The 20,672-nt window shown below is 65.2% G+C and carries 18 protein-coding genes; 11 read left to right on the top strand and 7 right to left on the bottom strand.

Going from position 1 to position 20,672, the window contains the following annotated elements; all coding sequences use genetic code 11:
• Window positions 1-182 precede the first annotated feature (182 nt).
• The 3 genes from FQ755_RS14160 (at window position 183) to FQ755_RS14150 (ending at window position 5,018) form a co-directional block, all read left to right on the top strand.
• On the top strand, window positions 183-1,454 hold the full coding sequence (locus FQ755_RS14160) for an AAA family ATPase (RefSeq protein ID WP_144155147.1): 1,272 nt from the start codon (window positions 183-185) through the stop codon (window positions 1,452-1,454).
• 5 nt (window positions 1,455-1,459) lie between these two features.
• Window positions 1,460-3,205: a cobaltochelatase CobT-related protein gene (locus tag FQ755_RS14155; protein ID WP_144155215.1), complete on the top strand. Its 1,746-nt coding sequence runs from the start codon at window positions 1,460-1,462 to the stop codon at window positions 3,203-3,205.
• Between the two features lie 175 nt (window positions 3,206-3,380).
• Window positions 3,381-5,018: a methyl-accepting chemotaxis protein gene (locus tag FQ755_RS14150; RefSeq protein ID WP_144155145.1), complete on the top strand. Its 1,638-nt coding sequence runs from the start codon at window positions 3,381-3,383 to the stop codon at window positions 5,016-5,018.
• 100 nt (window positions 5,019-5,118) lie between these two features.
• Here the strand turns inward: FQ755_RS14150 and FQ755_RS14145 are convergent, their stop codons facing one another.
• Window positions 5,119-5,952, bottom strand: a complete 834-nt coding sequence (locus FQ755_RS14145; protein ID WP_144155143.1) for a class II glutamine amidotransferase — start codon at window positions 5,950-5,952, stop codon at window positions 5,119-5,121.
• Window positions 5,953-6,064: 112 nt separating this feature from the next.
• Window positions 6,065-6,733 carry a MarC family protein gene (locus FQ755_RS14140; protein WP_144155141.1) on the bottom strand — a complete coding sequence of 223 codons (669 nt, stop codon included), beginning with the start codon at window positions 6,731-6,733 and terminating at the stop codon, window positions 6,065-6,067.
• Between the two features lie 399 nt (window positions 6,734-7,132).
• On the opposite strand from FQ755_RS14140, the gene FQ755_RS14135 reads away from it, so the two are divergent.
• Both FQ755_RS14135 and FQ755_RS14130 read left to right on the top strand, forming a co-directional pair.
• Window positions 7,133-7,348 carry a DUF3311 domain-containing protein gene (locus FQ755_RS14135; RefSeq protein WP_144155139.1) on the top strand — a complete coding sequence of 72 codons (216 nt, stop codon included), beginning with the start codon at window positions 7,133-7,135 and terminating at the stop codon, window positions 7,346-7,348.
• On the top strand, window positions 7,345-8,826 hold the full coding sequence (locus FQ755_RS14130) for a sodium:solute symporter (protein ID WP_144155138.1): 1,482 nt from the start codon (window positions 7,345-7,347) through the stop codon (window positions 8,824-8,826). The genes FQ755_RS14135 and FQ755_RS14130 overlap by 4 nt, the downstream gene beginning before the upstream one ends.
• A gap of 45 nt (window positions 8,827-8,871) precedes the next feature.
• Here FQ755_RS14130 and cobM read toward each other — a convergent pair whose 3' ends face one another.
• From cobM to cbiE, 3 genes are all read right to left on the bottom strand, one after another.
• Window positions 8,872-9,603, bottom strand: a complete 732-nt coding sequence (gene cobM, locus FQ755_RS14125) for a precorrin-4 C(11)-methyltransferase (protein WP_144155136.1) — start codon at window positions 9,601-9,603, stop codon at window positions 8,872-8,874.
• Between the two features lie 108 nt (window positions 9,604-9,711).
• Entirely contained in the window at window positions 9,712-10,437 is a 726-nt protein-coding gene (locus tag FQ755_RS14120; RefSeq protein WP_144155134.1) for a cobalt-precorrin-6A reductase, read from the bottom strand.
• Entirely contained in the window at window positions 10,434-11,672 is a 1,239-nt protein-coding gene (gene cbiE, locus FQ755_RS14115; protein WP_144155213.1) for a precorrin-6y C5,15-methyltransferase (decarboxylating) subunit CbiE, read from the bottom strand. Before cbiE ends, FQ755_RS14120 begins: the two co-directional genes overlap by 4 nt.
• Before the next feature lie 246 nt (window positions 11,673-11,918).
• Here cbiE and cobG point away from each other — a divergent pair, with 246 nt between their 5' ends.
• From cobG to cobJ, 4 genes are read left to right on the top strand one after another with little or no spacing between them, the layout of a single operon-like run.
• Window positions 11,919-13,403 carry a precorrin-3B synthase gene (cobG, locus tag FQ755_RS14110; protein WP_260858573.1) on the top strand — a complete coding sequence of 495 codons (1,485 nt, stop codon included), beginning with the start codon at window positions 11,919-11,921 and terminating at the stop codon, window positions 13,401-13,403.
• On the top strand, window positions 13,396-14,022 hold the full coding sequence (locus FQ755_RS14105) for a precorrin-8X methylmutase (protein WP_144155132.1): 627 nt from the start codon (window positions 13,396-13,398) through the stop codon (window positions 14,020-14,022). Before cobG ends, FQ755_RS14105 begins: the two co-directional genes overlap by 8 nt.
• Window positions 14,023-14,766, top strand: coding sequence for a precorrin-2 C(20)-methyltransferase (locus FQ755_RS14100; protein ID WP_144155130.1), 744 nt, complete (start codon window positions 14,023-14,025; stop codon window positions 14,764-14,766). It abuts the gene before it with no gap.
• Window positions 14,763-16,517 carry a precorrin-3B C(17)-methyltransferase gene (gene cobJ / locus FQ755_RS14095; RefSeq protein ID WP_186308522.1) on the top strand — a complete coding sequence of 585 codons (1,755 nt, stop codon included), beginning with the start codon at window positions 14,763-14,765 and terminating at the stop codon, window positions 16,515-16,517. Before FQ755_RS14100 ends, cobJ begins: the two co-directional genes overlap by 4 nt.
• A gap of 55 nt (window positions 16,518-16,572) precedes the next feature.
• Here cobJ and FQ755_RS14090 read toward each other — a convergent pair whose 3' ends face one another.
• Window positions 16,573-17,820 (bottom strand): MFS transporter, encoded by a 1,248-nt coding sequence (locus FQ755_RS14090; RefSeq protein WP_144155126.1) that lies wholly within the window; start codon window positions 17,818-17,820, stop codon window positions 16,573-16,575.
• 103 nt (window positions 17,821-17,923) lie between these two features.
• Between FQ755_RS14090 and FQ755_RS14085 the strand changes: the two genes are divergently transcribed.
• Window positions 17,924-18,808, top strand: a complete 885-nt coding sequence (locus tag FQ755_RS14085; protein ID WP_144155124.1) for a LysR substrate-binding domain-containing protein — start codon at window positions 17,924-17,926, stop codon at window positions 18,806-18,808.
• Between the two features lie 223 nt (window positions 18,809-19,031).
• A complete protein-coding gene (locus tag FQ755_RS14080) occupies window positions 19,032-19,961 on the top strand; it encodes a flagellar brake protein (RefSeq protein ID WP_144155122.1) in 930 nt (309 codons plus the stop codon).
• A gap of 57 nt (window positions 19,962-20,018) precedes the next feature.
• Here FQ755_RS14080 and FQ755_RS14075 read toward each other — a convergent pair whose 3' ends face one another.
• Complete coding sequence (locus FQ755_RS14075; RefSeq protein WP_186308525.1) at window positions 20,019-20,585, bottom strand: vWA domain-containing protein; 567 nt, start codon at window positions 20,583-20,585, stop codon at window positions 20,019-20,021.
• Window positions 20,586-20,672 lie beyond the last annotated feature (87 nt).

Below are 20,672 nucleotides of genomic sequence, written 5' to 3'. Positions count from 1 at the left end.
TCTGGACGTAAGCGCCGCGATGTTAATGGACCACCGCCGGATCAGGCGAGCAGCGGGCGCAGCGTCCGCGCTAAGATAGGCCTTTGCTTCCGGCCGGCCGGCTGGCGCGGCGAGCCCAGCGAACCTGCCTGAGCCTGCCTGAATCCACCTGAGCCGCGTGAACCTCACTGCCCCGCTGACCGATGAACGCCCCTGAACTGACCGAAGACGAACGCCTTGGCCTGTACCTGCGTAACACCGAAACCGGCACCGAATGGTGGCGGGTCAGCGTGGCGGATCGGCCACAAACGTTTCGCCTTGAACACGGCATCGAAGACGCCGAAGCGCAGGCGAGCGTCGATATCGATCTGGTAGTGGACGCCGAGAATCTGCGCGCGAAGCTGAAGAAGTGGCATCGCGAAGGGTTCGTGTTCGAAGCGCGTGGCGCCTCGTCCGCGACCGATGCGCAGCAGCGCGCCGCATTCATGCCCGCATTGCAGCGTGCGGCGGCGGCGCGGCGCGCTGCGGGGCATGTGGGGCATGCGGGACCTTTGCAGGCCCGAACCGGCGCGAGCGCGACCAACGGCGCTGCGAACGAACCACGGTCGGTGCGCATCGGCGAAGTCGACGTGCCTTGCGGCGCACCTGGCCCGCTGGTGCCGCGCGTCAATCCGGCCTATCTGTTCTCCGCGCGCTTTAACGACATTGTCGAAGATATCGTCGAGAACAGGCGCGTCATGCTGATCGGTCACACGGGTGCGGGCAAGACCAGCCTGATCGAACAGGTCGCCGCGCGCGCGCAGCACGGCGTGGTGCGCTCCAACATGAACGGCCAGACGACCGTGGGCGATTTCGTCGGCTTCTGGACCGTCAAGGGCGGCGAAACGCTCTGGGTGGACGGCGTCCTGCCCACGGCGATGCGCGAGGGCCTGTGGCTGATCGTCGACGAAATCGACTTCGCCGAGCCGTCGATTCTCGCCGCCCTCACCGCCGTGCTCGAACCGCATGGCCGGCTCACCCTGAAGGAAAAAGGCAACGAGGTGGTCGAGCCGCATCCCGCCTTTCGCCTGTTCGCCACCGCGAATGCCGTAGGCGCGATGAGCCAGTTCCGCCATCTGTACCAGGGCGCCAATCTGATGAACGAGGCCTTTCTCGATCGCTGGCGCGTGTATCTGCTCGACTATTTATCGCCCGCGGAAGAAACCGATGTACTGATGCGCACGCTCGCTCCGCATATGACGCAGACACTGGCCGCCACGCTGGCCGCCATCGCCGCCGATTGCCGCGCCGCGTTTGCGCGCGAAGATCTGTCGAGCGCGTTTTCCACCCGGCGTCTGCTCGACTGGGCCGAGTTGATGCTGCGTACCGGCGACCCCGAGCGCGCCGCCGGTCCCGCCATCTACGCCAAGGTCAGCCCGGAAGACGCCACGCTGATTCGCGGCATCATCCGCCATCACATCGCCCCTGCCGGGTGAGCACGATGCAGACGGCGCGCGCCGCCCGCGGCTTCGAGTTCGAGTCCACGCTCAGCAAGATCGCACGCGTGCTGACGGGCCAGTATGGCGTGACGGTCGTGTTCAGTCCGGATGGGCCGCGGGTCGAGCGCGGCCGCATCGTGATCCCGGATTACGAGGTCAACGAGAGCCTTTCGACCGACGTGCTGGTGGGCTATCTCGACCTGCTGGTCGCACGCGCCAAACATTCCACGCTGCCGCAACTCGAAGCCTTGCCGCGCGGCGTGGGTACGAATCTCGCCCAGACTATCGAGGACCGGCGCGTATGCGCGCAGTTGCTTGCGGAATATCCCGGCGCGCGCTGGTTTATCGGCAAGCTGCGCGCGCATGCCGCCTCGCGTACCCAACAAAACTGGAACCGGCTGCGCTGGCGCGACCGGTTCGTCTGGCGCGTCGAGCGCGCGCTGTGGGACGAGCCGGTCGCCGCCAGCGAGGTCAGCCAGTCACTCGGTGCGGCAATCGGTGCGGCGCAGGATCTGCTCGAACAGGCGAGGCGCAGCCGCTCCACTGCGGACAGCATCGTTGCCGCGCAGGCGATTCTCGCGCGAATTCGCGCCCTCTCTGCCGGCGAGGTCAATAACATGATGTTCGCGGCAGGCACAGGCGATGATATCGACACCGACCCGCTGCACGTTTCGTTCGATCCTTTCGACCCGTTCGAAAGCGACGGCACGCTCGCCGGCGAAGCAGGCGCGGCGCCCTCGCCCGCCGAGCCAAGCGCGGCCGAGGCGCTGAACGGCGCCGGCATGGGCCACGCCCTGGCCGACGCCCAGCCTTCGGCCGCCCGGGCGGACAGCACGACGCAAACACTGCACGCTGCGCCGCGCATGTCGATGTCCATTCCGCTCGCCACCGAGTTCGACGTCGTCACCGATCAAACCGACCACGGCGATGCCGCCGCGTGGCGCGAACTGCGCAACCAGGCCCGCGCGGAAACCGCCCAGCTCAAGGAAAAACTCGAGCGGGCCTTGAGCGCCGACGAGCGCACGCGCTGGCGGCGCGAGCAGGAGCGCGGTGAGATCGACCGGACAGCGCTGGCGAAACTCGCCACCTCGCCGGGCTATCGAACGCCGTTCAAGGTGAAGCGCGCGACCAAGGGGCGCGATGTGGCGGTCACCTTGCTGATCGATCGCAGCGGCTCGATGGCCGGCCGCAAGATCGAACTGGCGCAGCGTTGCGCGGCCGCTCTCGCCGATGCGCTGACGCAACTGGGCTTCGACTGTGAAGTGCTCGGCTATAGCTCCATCGAGTCGCCGCAGATGAAACAGCTCTACGAACGGCAACGGGCCGCGGGAATAGATCTGCATCGCTACAACCGGCTCGTCGAGCGGCTCGATCTGCAGATCTACAAACGCTTCGGCTCAGCGGAGCTGAGCGGTCTCACCCGCATCGACTGCGGTCATGAAAATCCGGATGGCGAGGCCCTCGCCTGGGCCGCCGCCCGGCTCGCGGATCACGCCGCCGGGCGGCGCATTCTGATGATCTTCTCCGACGGCTATCCCGCCACCGGCGACGGCGACCCGCTCGTGTTGCGCAGCGACCTGCGGCAGCGTGTGGCGGCGATCCAGAAGACCGGCATCGAACTGGTCGGCGTCGGCGTGCTGACCGATGCGGTAGAGGCGTTTTACCCGCATAACGTGGTAGTGAGCCGGCTGGCCGAACTGCCGTCGACGGTGTTTTCCGTGCTGGGTTCGATGCTTCTGAAGCGATAAATTTCGGCTGCCTTACACATTCATCACAGCATTGCGCCTCGGGACCACTGACGCGTGGTGCACGTCCTCACCAAGGGTTTCCCTCTAGATATCCGCAGCCCTGCGATGCCGTTAACGCGTAGAGGGTCACGTGAACATGGCCTCATGTACTGGACAAGCACCTCGCGGAGTGTGGATGCGCAAGCTCGGATTCAAGCAAAAACTCTGGCTGCCGTTGCTGGTCAGTCTCACAGCCCTGCTGCTGGTGTCGGTATCGGCGGCCTATTTGTCTTATCAAACCCGCATCGAGGAACGCAAGAACGATCTGGTCAATGTCGCGCACATCGGCTTGTCGATTATTCAGGAGTACGCGGCATTAGAGCGGGCCGGCACGCTCACCGGCGAGCAGGCGCAACAGCAGGCGCTCGCCCGCCTGCGCGACATCCGCTATGGCGAGGACGGCTACCTGATCGTCATCAATTCGCGGCCGCGGATGGTGATGCATCCCATCAGGCCGGACATGGACGGCAAGGACCTCGGCGAGCTGGCCGATGCCGACGGCCGCCATCATTACCTGAGCTTCGCTGCGACTGCTCAGGCGCCGCAAGGCGGCTTCGTCGACTATGTGTTCACGCGGCCGCATGTGAGCCCGGCCAAAGCGGTCGACAAGATCGGCTACGTGGTGCGTTACGCGCCGTGGGACTGGATCATCGCCACCGGCGCGTATGTGGACGACATCGACGCCGCGTTTTATAACTCGCTCTACGCGGCGGGTGGCGTGTTCCTCGTGCTGGCGCTGCTGCTGGCACTGCTGGTGGCGTTCACCAACCGCAGCATCGAACGCACGATTGGCGGCGATCCGCGCTACGCCGCCGATGTCACCGGGGCGATTGCGGCCGGCAACCTCGCGATTGCCATCCGCACCCGCAGGAACGACACCGATAGCCTGATGCAGATGATCCGCCACATGCGCGATGCGTTGCGGCGCACGATCAGCGAGATTCGCAGCGTCGCCGATAACGTCGCCGTCACGGCGCGCGAAATTGCCGGCGGCAATGCCGATCTGTCCGCGCGCACCGAGAGCCAGGCGGCGGCCTTGCAGCAGACCGCCTCGAGCCTGGAACAGATGACGTCGATGGTGCATCAGACCGCGGAAAACGCCCGCAGCGCGAGCGAACAGGCCAGCGCCGCCGCGCGGATCACCGACCGCGGCGGCGAAATGGTCCTGGAGGTGGTCGCGACGATGCGCGACATCTCCGGCGAATCGCAGAAGATGGTGGACATCATTGCGGTGATCGAAGGCATTGCTTTTCAGACCAATATCCTCGCACTGAATGCGGCCGTCGAAGCGGCACGCGCGGGCGAGGAAGGCCGCGGCTTTGCGGTGGTGGCCGGCGAAGTGCGCAATCTCGCGCAGCGCAGCGCGGCAGCGGCGAAGGAAATTCGCGGACTGATTCATAACGCGGTCGGCAAGGTCGGTGCGGGCGCCGAGCTGGTGGAGAAAACCGGCGCGACGATTCAGGAAGCGCAAAGCGCCATGGCCCGCGTGACCGGCATCGTGCAGGAGATCGCTTCGGCGGTATCACAGCAGAGCGCGGGCATCGAGCAGATCAATCTGGCCGTCACGCAAATGGACAACGTGACGCAACAGAATGCCGCGCTCGTCGAGCAGGCGGCCGCGGCGGCGCAATCGTTCGATGCGCAGGCGCGTCAGCTGCAGGCGGCAGTGGCGGCGTTCGATGTGGGCGAGCACCCGCTGACGGCGCAGCAGGCGCAGCAAACGGCGGCTGTACGACGCGATGCGCGGCAGACGCGATTGCAGACGGCTACCTGATTGAAGCGCACCGGCGCTGTTGCGGCTTGATTGCACCAGATCTCTTTTGACTGTCGCAGCGGCGCGCGGGCACACAATTGCCCGATGCCGCTGCGCGCGATCAACCGAGATGCGGATTGAACGGATACTGTTCGATCTCGCCGCCACGCGCGACCACCGCCGTGCTTTCGGGAATTTCCTCCCACCAGCCGGGCAGATCCACGAGCGGCTCCGAGAGCACGAGGAAAGCATCGTCGCCCGCCGCCGTGATACGCGAATCGTGCGGATACAACTCGTGCAGATGATGAAACGACGTGCTGTGAAACAGCGAACGCGATTCGCGCTCGCTCGAATAACGCACGGCGATGATCTGCTCGCCGTCCGTGGCGCACACCGTCATGTTCAGCGGCTGTTCGATGCCGTTTTTATGGCCGGTGGCTTCGACGAAGGCCACCATGCGCTCCAGCGCCGTCACGGGCGTCAGTTCGAGGCCGAACGTCAGCGCCAGAAAGAACAGCACCTCGGAATCGGTCGAGCCTTCGATGGAGTGGAACAGTTCGGGCTTGATCGCCATCATCAACTCGCGCCGCACGGCCGGATAATTGCGCACGAGGCCGTTGTGGACGAACAGCCAGCGTCCGAAGCGAAACGGATGGCAGTTGGTTTCCTGGGCGGGCGTATCGGTCGCCGCGCGGATGTGCGCGACGAACAGCGGCGAGTGGATGGCGCGAGCCGCCTCGCGCAGATTGCGGTCGCTCCACGCGGGCTGCATGCAGCGGTAGCGAAACGGGATGTCGGTGGGACGCCCGTACCAGCCGATACCGAAGCCGTCGCCGTTGGTGGTGGTATGGCCGAGCCGCGAATGCAGGCTTTGGTCGATCAAGGAATGTTTGGCGCGAAACAGCACCGTTTCGAGCTGAACGGGGTTTCCGGTGTAGGCCAACCAGCGGCACATGGGGAGCTCCTGTTAGAGCCGGCGCGGCAAAGCGAACGCGCGGGCGTTTTCAAGCGAATTTTTTCGCATCATGGCATGGGCAATTGACGAAGATGTTGCAGCCGGCCATCCGCTACTTCGGCGCCAACTGCGCAATCGGAATCAGGAACTCGGAGAACCCGGTCAACATGATCTGCACGCCAATACACAGCAGCAGAAACGACGACACCCGCATCGCGACCTTGGTGCCCTCGACGCCCAGGTAGCGCGCAAACACGACCGCCCGGCTATAAGTGATATAGACCACCACCGCAACGATGAACGAGATCGCCACCGACGCGATGCTCGACAGCACGAACTCCGACAGCTTGTGCGTCCGGTTCGCGTTCAGCGCAATGGCCGTGGCTACCGAGCCGGGTCCAGTGGTCAGCGGAACCGTCAGGGGAAAGAATGCCCTCGATGTGGCGTTTTCCGCGTCGACGCGCTTGACCGGCGTGTCCGCAGGCGGCGTATCCGGTGCATTGAGCATGTTCCAGCCGCTCACCGCCACCGCCAGACCGCCGCCGATCCGCAGCGCCTCCATTGAAATACCGAAGAAATGCAGCACGGGCGTGCCGAAAAAGAATGCCACCAGCAGCACGCACAGCACGTTGATGGCGATCTTGCGCGCGAGCGCCGTGCGCTCTTCGGTGGTGAGCGAGGCCGTGCGGTCGAGAAAAACAAACGCAATGCCGAACGGATTGATGATGCTGATTAACCCGGTAAAGCCAAACAGTATGTCCGCGATCAGGCTTTCCACCATGTTTTGCGTTCCGCGTCGAACGACGGCTGATGGGTTCCCGCTGGAACACGATGAGCCGCCGCTTGTTGTCTGGCTGGGCAAGCCCGGATGGCCGCCCAGATCGGTCCACTGTTGCAGCGCGCCCTGCGCCGTTGCTGCGGCCAGCCGTGGCGCCAGGATATTCGCACGTCGAATCATAGCGCGGCGCGGCATGGGCACGACACCCTCCACGCAGCGAGTTCGTGGCGCAATGCAGCATGACAGCGCGCCCGCATGGCAACGGCATTTTCGCGTATCCAGCGGAAATGCCGGCCGCCCGCCGATTTTTGACGGCCTTTACGGACCAGACCTATCTGGCATAAAGTCGGGACGGAAGATCCGGCCTCACCAGACGTTCAACCGTTCGAGGAGTTGCGCTCCATGTTCCTTCGCATTCTCGCCGCGCTGCCGTTTATCGGCATTCTGCTCGGCGTGCCGTTCGTCAACCGTGTCGAGCCGCTGGTGCTGGGCATGCCGTTCGTGCTCGCCTGGATCGTCCTATGGGTGATCCTGATCTCGGTCATCATGGGGATTGTCTACAAGCTCGATCCCACCAACCGCCAGACCGCCGTCGATACCGAAGAGGCCCGATCATGAGCAGCGCTCTCGTAATCATCGCCGCGGTGACCTTGTTCGCGCTGTATCTCGGGCTGCGCGCGAGGCGCGGTCACGACATGAATCTCGAACAATGGACGGTTGGCGGACGCAGTTTCGGCACGGCGTTCGTGTTCCTGTTGATGGCGGGCGAGATCTACACCACCTTCACGTTTCTCGGCGGTAGCGGTTTTGCTTACGGCAAGGGCGCGCCGGTGTATTACATCCTGGCTTACGGGTCGCTTGCCTACATCCTTTCGTACTGGATGTTGCCGCCCATCTGGCGCTTTGCGAAAGCCCAGCGGCTGATTTCGCAACCGCACTTTTTCGCGCGCAAATACGATAGCCCGGCGCTTGGCGTGCTGGTTGCGCTGGTCGGCGTGGTCGCGCTGATTCCCTATCTGGTGCTGCAACTGAAGGGGCTCGGCATCATTGTGGCGACCACCTCGTATGGCGCGATTTCCTCGACTTCGGCGGTCTGGATCGGCGCTGCGGTGGTGACGTGTTACGTGATCGTCTCCGGCGTGCGCGGCTCGGCGTGGAACTCGGTGGTGAAGGACACGCTGATTCTGGCGATCGTGCTGTTTCTCGGCATCTATCTGCCGATTCACTACTACGGCGGCCTCAGCGACATGTTCCGCACCATCGACGCCGCCAAACCCGGCTTCCTCACCTTCCCCGCCAAGGGCTCGAGCGTGGCCTGGTTCCAGTCCACTGTGCTGCTCACGGCACTCGGGTTTTTCATGTGGCCGCATACGTTCGGCTCCATCTTCACGGCGAGAGACGAGCGGATTTTCCGCCGCAACGCAATGATCCTGCCGCTCTATCAGCTGATCCTGCTGTTCGTGTTCTTCGTCGGTTTTGCGGCTGTGCTGAAGGTGCCTGGCCTGAAAGGCGGTGACATCGATCTGTCGCTGTTCAAGTTGTCGCTGCAGACTTTCGATCCGTGGTTCGTCGGCATCATCGGTGGCGCAGGCGTCCTGACGGCGCTGGTGCCCGGCTCGATGATCCTCAACACCGCCTCCACCCTGCTCGCCAACGACGTCTATCGCGGCGTGCTGAAGCGTGACGCCACCGACGCCACCGTCACGAGGCTCGCGCGCATACTCGTGCCGGTGGTGGCGCTGGTGGCCGTGGCGTTCACGCTGCGCGGCGGCGACACCATCGTCGCCTTGCTGCTGATGGGCTACAGCTTCGTCACGCAGCTGTTCCCGGCCATGGTGTGCAGTCTGGCGCCGCGTAACCGCGCCACCAAACAGGGCGCGTTCTGCGGCATTCTGGCCGGCGTGGCCGTGGTGGCCGTGACGACGCTCATGCATCTCAGCATGGGCCAGTTGTTTCCGTTCCTGCCCGATGCCGCCAAGGACGTGAATATCGGCTTCGTCGCGCTGGCCTTGAATATCATCGTGTTCGTGGTGGTGAGCGCCGTCACTCAACCGCGCTCGAGCGGGCAGCCGCATGCGCAGACGCACCTGCATTGAGACTGCCGTGGCGGGCGGAGTGGCGCTGGGTCGCTCCGCTTGCGGCTAATGGCTGTGCTTCGCGTACAACGTCGAATCCGCAAACCCCTCCGCGGCCAATACCTGTCCCACCAGGATCAGCGCGGTTCGTTCGATCTGGGTGGTCTGCACCTTGCCGACGATATCGGCCAGCGTCCCGGTGATTTTCTCCTCGTCCGGCCAGCTCGCGCGGTAGATCACCGCAATCGGGCAGTCGTCGCCGTAGTGCGGCCGCAGTTCATCGACGATCCGCGCCAGATGCCGCACGCCGAGATGAATCGCCATCGTCGCCCGATGACGCGCCAGGTCGCCTAGCTGCTCGCCTTGCGGCATGGACGTCCGCGTGGCGAAACGCGTGAGGATCAGCGTCTGCGAGACGTCCGGCAAGGTGAGTTCGCAACCGAGCGCCGCCGCGCTGGCCGCAGTCGCGGTCACGCCAGGAATGATTTCATAAGGAATCCCTAATTCTCGCAGACGGCGGATCTGCTCGCCAATCGCCCCGTACAGCGAGGGATCGCCGGAATGCACGCGCGCCACGTCATTGCCGCTGTCATGCGCTTCTTTCAGGAGTGCGATGATTTCGTCGAGATCGAGCTCGGCCGTATTCACGACCTTTGCGGCGGCGTGCCCGTCCAGTACCGCCGCCGGCACCAGCGAGCCGGCATACAGAATCACCGGGCAACTGCGCACGAGACGCTGCCCCTTCACGGTGATGAGCTCGGGGTCGCCTGGACCGGCGCCGATAAAAAACACTGTCATGCCAACTCCGTGATTCGATAATCGGATACCGCGTGCCGTTCGGGCGGTGCGTTACGCGTCATACAGTTGGTGTTGTCGCGACACATGTGGCCGCCGTCAAATAGTCAGTCAGGATAAGCCGGTCCGCAATGCGTCGAGCAAGTCGGCGGGGCGCGTGAACTCGCGCTCTGCTGCGGGTAAAGCCGGGCGCCGCAGCATGATGACCGGCAGGCCGCGCTCGCGTGCCACGGCCAGTTTCGCCTCGGTGGCCTCGCCGCCGCTGTTCTTGCTGATCACGACGTCGATACTGCTCCCGCTGAATAAGGCGCGTTCGCCCGCAGCGGTAAAAGGTCCGCGAGCATCGACGATGCGCGCCCGTGCGTTGCCCGGGTGAGCGTCGAGACACCGTACGGTCCAGTATTGATGCGCAGGGATTTCATCGAGATGTGCGAGCGCTTCGCGGCCGAGTGTGAAGAGCGGGCGCGAGAACGGTTCCAGTGCGAGGATAATTTCGTCCCAATTGTCGACCATGCGCCAGTCATCGCCCTCCTGCGGCTGCCACGCCGGACGGCGTAAGGCCCAGCAGGGGATGCGCGCCGCCTGGCTCGCGGCGCAGGCGTTTGCGCTGATCTGCGCGGCGTAAGGATGCGTGGCGTCGAGCAAGAGGCCGATACCTTCCTCGTCGAGGTAGCGCGCGAGTCCGTCAGCACCGCCGAAACCGCCGACGCGCACGGCGCAGGTTATGTCCAATGGCACTTTACCGAGCCCGGCGAGGCTGTAGACATGTTCGGGACCGAGTTGACGTGCAATCTGCAAGGCGTCGCCCGTGCCGCCGAGAAGGAGGATGCGGGTCATTGCTTCGTTATCCTGTCCAATTGCGCATCGCCATCGGACTTGGCGACTTCAAGCAACGTCACAGGCAGCGCCTGCCGCCACGTATCGAAGCCGCCCAGCGGCTGGGCCTCGGCTAGAGCAATGCGCGTCAGTGTGCCGCCGTGTTGCGCGCGCCATGCAGCAAGCGCCGCCTCGCCCTGCAGCGTGACCGCATTGGCCACCAGCCGGCCGCCGGGCCGCAGTTGCGCCCAACAGGCATCGAGCACGCCAGGCACGGTCACGCCGCCGCCGATAAAAATCGCATCGGGCGTAGCCAGGCCCTGCAGCGCCTCGGGCGCCCTCCCCGCCACCAGTTGCAAAGCCGGTACACCGAGCGCGTCGCGGTTGTGTTCGATGAACCGCTGGCGCTCGGCATGCGCCTCGATTGCGATGGCCCGACACGCGGGATGCGTGCGCATCCATTCGATTCCAATTGAACCGCTGCCCGCGCCGACATCCCACAGCAATTCGCCGGGCGACGGCGCCAGACGCGTCAGTGTGATGGCGCGCACGTCGCGCTTGGTCAACTGGCCGTCGTGGCGAAACGCGTCGTCAGGCAGACCCGGCGTGAGCGGCAGTCGCGGCGCGCCCTCGACCGCGCGGCACTCCAGCGCGACCAGGTTGAGCACCGCCACCGCTGCACCCGACCACGCGTCGGCCCGCCCGTCGAGACGACGTTCCCGTTCGCCACCGAGATGCTCCAGCACGACCATCCGGCTCGCGCCAAAGCCGCGCGACACCAGCAGTGCCGCCAATGCCGCGGGCGTCGTGCCGTCGGCACTCAGCACGAAGAGCCGCGCGCCGTCATACACATGGACATTCAAGGTGGCCAAAGGCCGCCCCACCAGCGACACCGCCGTCACCTCCTGCAACGGCCAGCCGAGCCGCGCCGCCGCCAGCGATAACGAGGACGGCGCCGGCAACACGCGCCACTCGTCCGCGCTCACCTGACGGGCAAGCGTCGCGCCCACGCCGAACAGCATCGGATCGCCGCTTGCCAGCACGCATACCGGCGTGTTTCGCTGAGCCAGCACGGGGGCGATGTCGAAGGGACGCGGCCACGCTTCGCGCCGCGCCGCGAGACGCGCGGGCAGCATCGCCAGATGCCGCTCGCCGCCAAAGACAATCGCCGCGTCGAGCAGCGCGCGCCTCGCGGCTCGTCCCAACCCGGCAAAGCCGTCATCGCCGATGCCCACCACCGTCAGCCATGCCGGCATGAACCCATCCTCATCTTTATCTTCATACGGTCGCTGCGGCGCGCCAATCAAGGCCGCAGCGTCGTTGTGCTGTTCGAAAAAAGGCATAATACCGTGTCCCGAGCGGCACGCGCCACGCCCTGCAGCGAGGATGCCTGCCACTCAGACCGTTCCTGCAAGCCTTCGTCAGGCGGGTGTACCGATACCGCAGCGTGTCCCCGTCAACGGGCGGCTCGGCTCGTCGCGCGACGCTAACCCGGTGCTCTCTTGAATCACGTTTCATCCTCCTCTGTCACGACCGTTGCTTCGCGCCCCTCGGCTTGCCCGGGCTTGCTGCGCATCGTCCCGGCGCTCGACGGCGGAATCTGCCGGGTCAAGCTGCCTGGCGGCGTGCTGCGCGCCGCTGCCGCGCACGCGCTTGCGCAGGCGGCACGGCGGCATGCGGCGGGCGTGATCGAGATCACGAACCGCGCGAATCTGCAGATACGGGGTGTGCTTGCTGGACACGAGGCGGCGCTAAGCGAGAACCTGATCGACGCGGGGCTCGGGCCTTCCATGAACGCGCCTGCTGAGGCCAGCGGCGGAGTGCGGCCGTCTGACCCAGCGCTTACCGTGTCTGGCGCAACGGCCGTATCCGCTATATCCGCAGCCTCTGCCGCAGACGACGTGCGTAATCTGATGATCAGCCCCACTGCGGGTCACGATCCGCAGGCGTTATTCGACACTCGCGCGCTCGCCGCGGAGATTCTCGCGCTTTTGCAGAACGAGCCGTGCTTCGCGGCGCTTGCGCCGAAATTCGCGCTGCTGCTGGACGGCGGCGAACGGCTGGCGATGCTCGAACACTCCCACGATGTCTGGATTGCCGCCATGCCCGCGCACGATGGCGTGCATTTCGCGTTCGGGCTGGCGGGATGTCCACCGGTGGCGCGCGCGGATGAACCGGAAGATAACGCCGCACCTGGCACACCCGCATTGGCCGCCGTGCTGCCCTCGCAAGTGCCCACCCTGGTAAATGCGCTGCTGCGCGCCTTCCTCGACCTGGCCGCCCCTGAGCACACGCGCATGCGTCATCTGCTCACGGTCCAATCCGCGCAAGCTGTCCTGCAACGCGCCCAGAGGTATCTGGATTTTCCCTTGTCGCACGACCCCGCGCTCGCCACGTGGCGTCGCGCTACCGCTGACGACTCGCTACGCTTCGGCGTCCATCCACAACGTGATGCAGAAACCTGCCACGTGGGCGGCCAGCCACCGCTCGGCCGTATGGACGCCGCGACACTTCACGCCTTGGCCAAACTCGCGGAAGACTCAGGCGACGCGACGTTACACATGACGCCATGGCAGAGCGTGTTGCTGCCGAACGTCCCCGTCAATGCGGCCGCGTCCGTCCTTGCACGCCTTGCGGCGCTCGGTTTGGTCTGCGATGCGACGCAACCGCTTGCCCGCCTGATCGCTTGCGCAGGCTCGACCGGTTGCGCGAAAAGCCATGCCGACACCAAAGCGGACGCGTTCCAACTCGCGCGTCTGCATGTGCCAGCGGCCCTCGGGCAGGTCCACCTGAGCGGTTGCCGACGCTCATGCGCGGCCGCGCATCGTGCGCCGTACACGCTGCTGGCAGTGGCGCCCGGCCGCTATGACCTTTACCGGCGCGACGATGAGGAGCCCGGCTTCGGCCGCTGCGTCGCACGCCATCTGACGATTGAACAGGCCGCCGCTGCACTCGCACGGTTGGCCCGGAGCCCCCTCGATGCTTGATTACATCCGCGACGGTCAGGAGATCTATCGCCAATCTTTCGCGACGATTCGCGCGGAGGCCGATCTGTCGCACGTCCCAGCCGACCTCGAAAAACTCGCCGTGCGCGTGATTCACGCCTGCGGCATGGTCGACGTGATCGACGACCTGCGTTTTTCCGCGAGCGCGGGCGCCACGGGCCGCGCTGCGCTCGCCAGCGGTGCGCCGATTCTGTGCGACGCGCGCATGGTCGCCGAGGGCATCACGCGCGCGCGTCTGCCGGCGCACAACGCGGTGATCTGCACGCTCGGCGAGCCGTCCGTGCCGGACCTCGCGCGCAAACTCGGCAATACCCGCTCGGCTGCCGCGCTCGAATTGTGGCGACCGCATCTCGCGGGCAGCGTCGTGGTGATCGGCAACGCGCCGACGGCACTGTTCCATCTGCTCGACATGCTCGACGCCGGCGCGCCCCGCCCCGCGCTGATTTTCGGCTTCCCGGTGGGCTTCGTCGGCGCGGCGGAATCGAAAGCACTGCTCGTTGAAGACAGCCGCGGTGTGCCTTATGTGAGTGTCATGGGACGGCGCGGCGGCAGCGCGATGGCCGCCGCGGCGGTCAATGCACTTGCTTCGGAGGCCGAATAAATGACCACGTACGAACGTTCTCGCGGACGTCTGTTCGGCATCGGCGTCGGCCCCGGCGACCCGGAACTGATCACGCTAAAGGCACTCCGCCTGCTGCAAGCCGCACCCGTGGTCGCGTATTTCGTCGCCAAGGGCAAGAAAGGCAACGCGTTTGGCATCGTCGAGGCGCATCTGGGCGACACGCAACAGCATTTGCCGCTGGTGTATCCGGTAACCACCGAAGCCCTGGAACCGCCGCTCTGCTATGAGACGATCATTGCCGACTTCTACGACACCGCAGCAGAAATCGTCGCGGCGCATCTGGATTCAGGCCGCGACGTTGCGGTGATTTGCGAAGGCGATCCGTTTTTCTACGGCTCGTACATGTACCTGCACGACCGGCTTGCAGCACGCTTCGAAGCCGAAGTCGTGCCCGGCGTGTGCTCGATGCTCGGCGGCGCGGCCATGCTTGGCGTGCCGCTGGTGTATCGCAACCAGAGCCTGTCTGTGCTGTCCGGCGTGTTGCCCGAAGCGGAATTGCGACGGCGTCTCGCCGATGCGGATGCGGCGGTCGTGATGAAACTCGGCCGCAACTTCGACAAGGTGCGGCGGGTGCTCGTTGAACTTGGACTGGCCGGGCGCGCCCTGTACATCGAGCGCGCGACGATGGCGAACCAGCGCATCGTGCCGCTCGCCGAGGTCGATCCCATGGCTTCGCCTTATTTTTCGCTGCTCGTCGTGCCGGGGGAAAAATGGCAAGGATGACGCCACCGGCTATCGTGATTCTAGGTATAGGAGCCCTAAACACCGCGCGGCGCGTGCAGGCCTGCTATCCGGGCGCACAGGTGCATGGATTGCAGGACCGCGTCGAGGCCGACGTGGCCTATGCCGATCTCGGCGCGCATCTGCGTGATCTGTATGCGCGCGGCACGCCGATCGTCGCGCTGTGCGCGGCGGGCATCGTGATCCGCTGCGTGGCGCCGCTGCTTGCCAACAAGGGCGTCGAACCGCCGGTGCTGGCGGTGGCCGAAGACGGCAGCGCCGTGGTGCCCTTGCTCGGCGGACTGGCGGGTGTCAACGTGATGGCGCGCGAAATCGCCACGGCGCTCGACGTCACGCCGGCCATCACCACGAGCGGCGAATTGCGCTTCGGCGCCTGCGTGCTCAATCCGCCGGACGGTTACGCGCTGGCGAGTCTCGCGCAAGGCAAGCGTTTCGTGTCGGACCTGCTGGCGGGAGAAAGCACCCGCGTCGAAGGCGAAGCGCCGTGGCTCGACGACGCGCAATTGCCACTGGCCAGCACGGCAAAGCTCGCGATTCGTGTGACGCCCAAACGCTGGGATGGCGGCACGGATGAACTGGTGATCCATCCGCGCAGCGTGGTCGCGGCCGTGAGTTCGAGCGGCGAAGATGTCGCAGAGCAGGTCCTTGCCGCGCTAAAAGCCCATGAACTGGCGCCGCTTGCGCTCGCGGCGCTGCTTGCGCCCGCGCAGCGGATGGGCGATCGCGCATTGCTCGACGCCGCCACGACGTTAGGCGTGCCGTTAAGATTTGCCTCCGTTGCGGCAGAGGGCCGGATAGATGCAGCGGATCTTCCGCAAGCCGCCTCAGCAAGTGCTGCCGCAAAACGCCTGCTTGACGCCACCATGCGCGCGACCTACGCGGCACTCCATGACGACACCGGGACGAACGTGGCTTTGGCCTTGAGCCGAACGCCCATCGACCCGAACACGTTAGGACAGGCACGCGGCCGTCTCACGGTCATCGGACTCGGCCCCGGCAGCGCCGAACTGATGGTGCCGGCGGCACGCACCGCCCTGACCGAGGCGACGGATATCCTCGGCTACGAGACCTACGTGAAGATGGCGGGACCCTTCCGCGCCGATCAGCAATTGCACTGCACCGACAACCGCGAGGAAATGCAGCGTGCGCGCCATGCGTTCGAGCTGGCCGGTGCGGGACGCGCGGTAGTGGTGGTGTCGTCGGGCGACCCCGGCGTGTTCGCGATGGCCGCCGCCGTGCTCGAAGCCCTCGACGCCAGCGACGATCCGCGTTGGCACGTAGTAGAACTGAACATCGTACCCGGCGTTTCGGCCGCCATGGCGACGGCCGCGCAGGCGGGTGCCCCGCTTGGCCACGATTTCTGCATGCTGTCGCTGTCGGATAACCTCAAGCCGTGGTCGATCATCGAAACGCGCTTGCGCCATGCCGCGCAAGCCGATCTGGTGATGGCGTTCTATAACCCGATCTCGCGGGCGCGGCCCTGGCAACTCGATAAGGCGCTCGATATCCTGCGCGAATATCGTGCGCCCGCGACGAAGGTGGTGCTGGGGCGCGATATCGGCAGACCGGGTTCATCGCTTAGGAGCACTACGCTTGGCGAATTGCGTTCGGCTGACGTGGATATGCGCACGATGGTGATCGTCGGATCGTCCACGACGCGGGCGTTTGCACGCGTCGGCGCGGGTGAATGGGTTTATACGCCGCGGTGGTATCCGCCGGCCGCGCACGACTGAGGCCGGCACAGAACCACGCAGGCGAGGCGATTCGGCCGCCTCGATCCACCGTAATTCAACCGGCCTGCGCTCCCCGCACAACCGCCCTCGCCGCGCGTCCCCGCGGCCAGAAATACCAGAGCGCGCCGAGAATCTGCAAGACCCCAAGTACCGCCCATGCGGTCAAATGCGCCGCGGCGGGATAATGCGCCCCATCTGCCGCCATCCGTGCCGGATACAGGCTCAGCAACGCGCCGACGCCCGTCTGGCACAAAAAGATCAACACGAACATCACCAGCGTCAGCGTGGTGTTGACGCGGCCGATCAGATGACTCGGGAAGTATTCGGCCAGCACGGCATAGCTGAGAATGCCCGAGCCGCCGAAGACGCCATATGCCGCCCACAACCATGCGGCGGGCACCGGCACGCGGGCCATGATGGCGCCCTGAACGCCGATGAACAGCAGCATGCCCACACCCGAAAACACCGACAAACTGATGCCATAGCGCTCCAGACGGCGCGCGATCGCACCGAACCCCACGCAGCCCGCCATCATCGCGAGCGCCACTACGGACACCAGCGACGCCGTGGCATGCGCGGAGAGGCCGATCACGTCACGCATATACGGCGCCATCCACAGCGATTGCATGCCGTAGAAGACCCCTTGCGCCATGCCGGACAGCGACGCGATTTTCCAGAACGTGGCGCTGCGCAGTATGTGGCCGACGCCGCGCAATTGCTCGACGAGTCCCGCTTGCCGGTGCGTGTTCGCCGCATCGGGCGCACCGAACCAGATCGCCGCCGAGGTCGCGACACTCGCCGCCGTCAGGCCGAAACAGACCACACGCCAGTCCGTAAAACTCAACAGCCAGTTCAGCGGCGAGCCCACCACGACGCCGCCGAAGCCGCCCACGGCCATCACCAGGCCGTTGAGCAGCGGCAAACGCTGAACCGGAAACCACTGCGCCAGTGCCTTGAACGCCCCGCCGAGACACACCGACACGCCAATGCCGATCAGAAGCCGCCCCAGCATCAGGGTTGCAAGGTTGTGCGCCATGCCGAATACGGCGGCGCCGGCGGCCGCGACCAGCAACAGGAGAGCGGCGACCCGGCGCGCGCCGAAATGATCGAGCAGCACCCCGGCTGGCAATTGCGCGCCCGCAAAACCGAGAAAATAAAGACTCGTCAGGACACCGAGATCCGCCGCCGACAAACCGATGTCACGCGCCATAAACGGCGCGAATTCGATATTGATGCCGCGAAAGACATATGAAATGAAATACCCGCAGGCAAACAGGACGAATACACGCAATCCTTTCGACATAGTGGGAAACCTGAGCACACGAATCGGGCATTCATTGTCCCTGGCGACGAAACTGAAAGCCAACGAAACGTTTTTGCCACTATTGTGAGTAGAATTTGACATCATGTTCAAACCGCTCCCTCCCCTGCAGGCGCTGCGCGCCCTCGAAGCCGCCTGCCGGCATCGCAGTTTCACGCGCGCCGCCGACGAACTGAACCTGACGCACAGCGCGATCAGCCATCACCTGCGCAATCTCGAAGACGCGCTAGGCACGCCGCTATTTCGCCGGGTGGGCGCGCGCATGATCCCCACCAGCGTCGGCGCGCGTCTGGCCGAGCGCGTGCGGGTCGGCCTCGCGGAGATCGAGGACGCCCTCACCGAGGCGCGGGCGGGCGACCGGGCCGGCACGGTGCGTCTGGAGGTGAGCGCGATGTCGGACCTCGCCGGCAACTGGCTGATCCGCCGGCTGAACGGCTTTGCGACCCAATACCCGCATATCGAACTGATGCTGCGGGTGCACGCCCAGATCGTGCCGCCCGACCCTTACACCGCGGATCTCGGCATCTGGCACAAGCCGGTCAATGAGCCGGGTTTCGTGTCCCACAAGCTGATCGACGATCAACTGATTGCGGTGGTCAGCCCGGCGCTGCTGGCGCGGATTCCGAACTTCCGGGTGGCCGACACCCGCAAACTGCCGATGCTGCGCTTCGCCCATCGCTCCTGGCGCGACTGGCTCGAAGCGGCCGGCCTGCCCCTGCACGAGCCCACTTTCGGCCCGATCTTCGACAATCCGGACTCCTTGCTGCAGGCCGCCATCGCCGGCCAGGGCGCCGTGACGGCGCGGCGCCTGCTGGTGCGCGATGCAATCGAACAAGGCGCGCTGGTGCAGATCGGCACGGTGTGCGTGCCGGCCTCGCTCGAATATTTTGTCAGCTGGCGCGAGCATCATCCGCGCGAGCCCGAGATTCTGGCGTTTTATGAGTGGATGCGCGAGCAGCTTGCCAGTTGAGTTTTGCGCGGCGGCGCCGTCGAATGACGCTCACAGTGGGTTTTATGATTAAGGCGGATACCAGATTCAGGCTGAAGCGGTCGGGTTATCGGCGCTTCGCAAACGGCGATTTTTATAAAAACAATTGATCCGCCATATCGGCGCAGGCCAATAAGGCATTAAATTTTTCCCTCACCAAGTCGTTAATAACAGCTATCCGCTCATTCCTTCGCTACTAAAACCAATGAACGAAGATATCGTGGAATCACCCGTCGGGGCAGCGCCGGCCGCGCTTACCCTCGATACCGTACCGGTCGGCACGCCGCTCGACTGGCCTGTCGTCGATAGCGACGGAACCTTGCTGTTCGATGCCGGCGCGATTCTGGCGGGCGTCGAGGAACGCAAGTTTCTGTTCGACAACTTCCGTCCGCATCGCGGTGGCGCACCCGATCTGCCCGGCTCGGCCGCTGCCGGCGCGGCCGCCAAGCCCGACCCGTCGGAGCCGCTCTCCGTCAAAGAGATGCACCTGACGATCGGGGCGCTGGTGGGTGTGCGTCAGCAGATCGGCAGTGCCGCGCCCATGCATCCGTGCCGCATCATTGGCTTCGCGCCCAATGAGACGCTCTTCACCACGCCGCCGCTGTTCGAGGGCAAGCCCTTGCAGCTTGGGGTCGGCGAGAACGTGGAGATCGTTGCAATCGCCAGTCACGCGGTGTTCCGCTTCGTCTGCACGGTCGAGGCGGTCTGTCAGTTGCCCTTCGACTATGTCGTTCTGTCGAAACCGGGCGTGATCCGTCGTCTGCGCGAGCGCAAATCGATCCGGGTGCGCGCGCGGCTCGCCGTGCGTTACGGCATCGGCGAGACCGGCGAGTCGTATGAAGGGCTGGGTCTCGCGAAAGGCGTGAGCGCGCTCGGCATGTCCCTCACCGCTTCGTGGGTGCTTGGCCAGGTGGGCGACCGTCTGCGCGTCGCGTTCCGTCTCAAGTCCAAAGACCTCGACACGCTCGTCGAAACCAGCGCCGTGATCCGCAACGTGCAAAAAGGCTTGCCCGGCGAGCCCGCTGTGCATGGGATCGAGTTCGACCGGCTCGACACGGCCCAGCAGATGGCAATGAAAGTGTTCGTCTTCGACCGGCAGGACGACGTGCTGTATTGGACCAACGGCGGCAAGTAGAACGATTTGCTCGAGACAAGAGCGGCACGCCCGAGTACGAGTTGAAACGCGCGCCGCTCAATCGATCAATTCTTCCGGCGTGACATACGTCGCGCCCCAGGCCTTCGCAAGCTGTTCGCAGCGTTCTAGCCGGATCGCGCCCTGCTCGAAATCCACGAACACCACCTGATCGACATCGGCCGGCCGCGCGGGCATGTCGCCGCTGCGGCCGTCGGTCAGTATCCAAAGCCAGCGTTGTTGCAGAGGCTTGCGGCGTGCGGCGCGCTCCAGCAATTGCGTGGCCTCGCGCACGCCTGCGGCGAATGGCGTGCCGCCACCGCCGCCAACCGGCTGCAGCCAACGTTCGTTCCACCAGCGCGGCACCGCAGGACCGAAACGCACCTGTGCTCCTGTGCCGCCAAAGCACACCAGCGCCGCATCGGCACGCGCCTTGCCCGCGTGATCGAGCAGCGCAACCAGCAGCCCTTTGGCAAGCGCCAGCTGCTGCGCCGTCAACATAGACCCGGAGCAATCTAGCAGGAAGCAATGCAGCACGCCGCCGCGCGGCGCGGTCGGCACGAAGCGCAGATGTTTTGCTTGCAGATGCGCCTCGCGCTTCGCGGCGAGAGTCTGCGGCCAGGCGATGCGCCGGCTCGGCCCCTGCGCCTGATCGTGAGCCCATGTCCCCTGCGCGCCTTTGCGCCATCGAAAACCGCTGCGTAAGCCAGCGGC

The sequence above is a fragment of the Paraburkholderia sp. BCC1885 genome (assembly GCF_900996235.1).
Taxonomy (GTDB): Bacteria; Pseudomonadota; Gammaproteobacteria; order Burkholderiales; family Burkholderiaceae; genus Paraburkholderia.
Note: the sequence above shows the minus strand (reverse complement) of the source record. Positions and strands in the feature narration are given on the sequence as shown.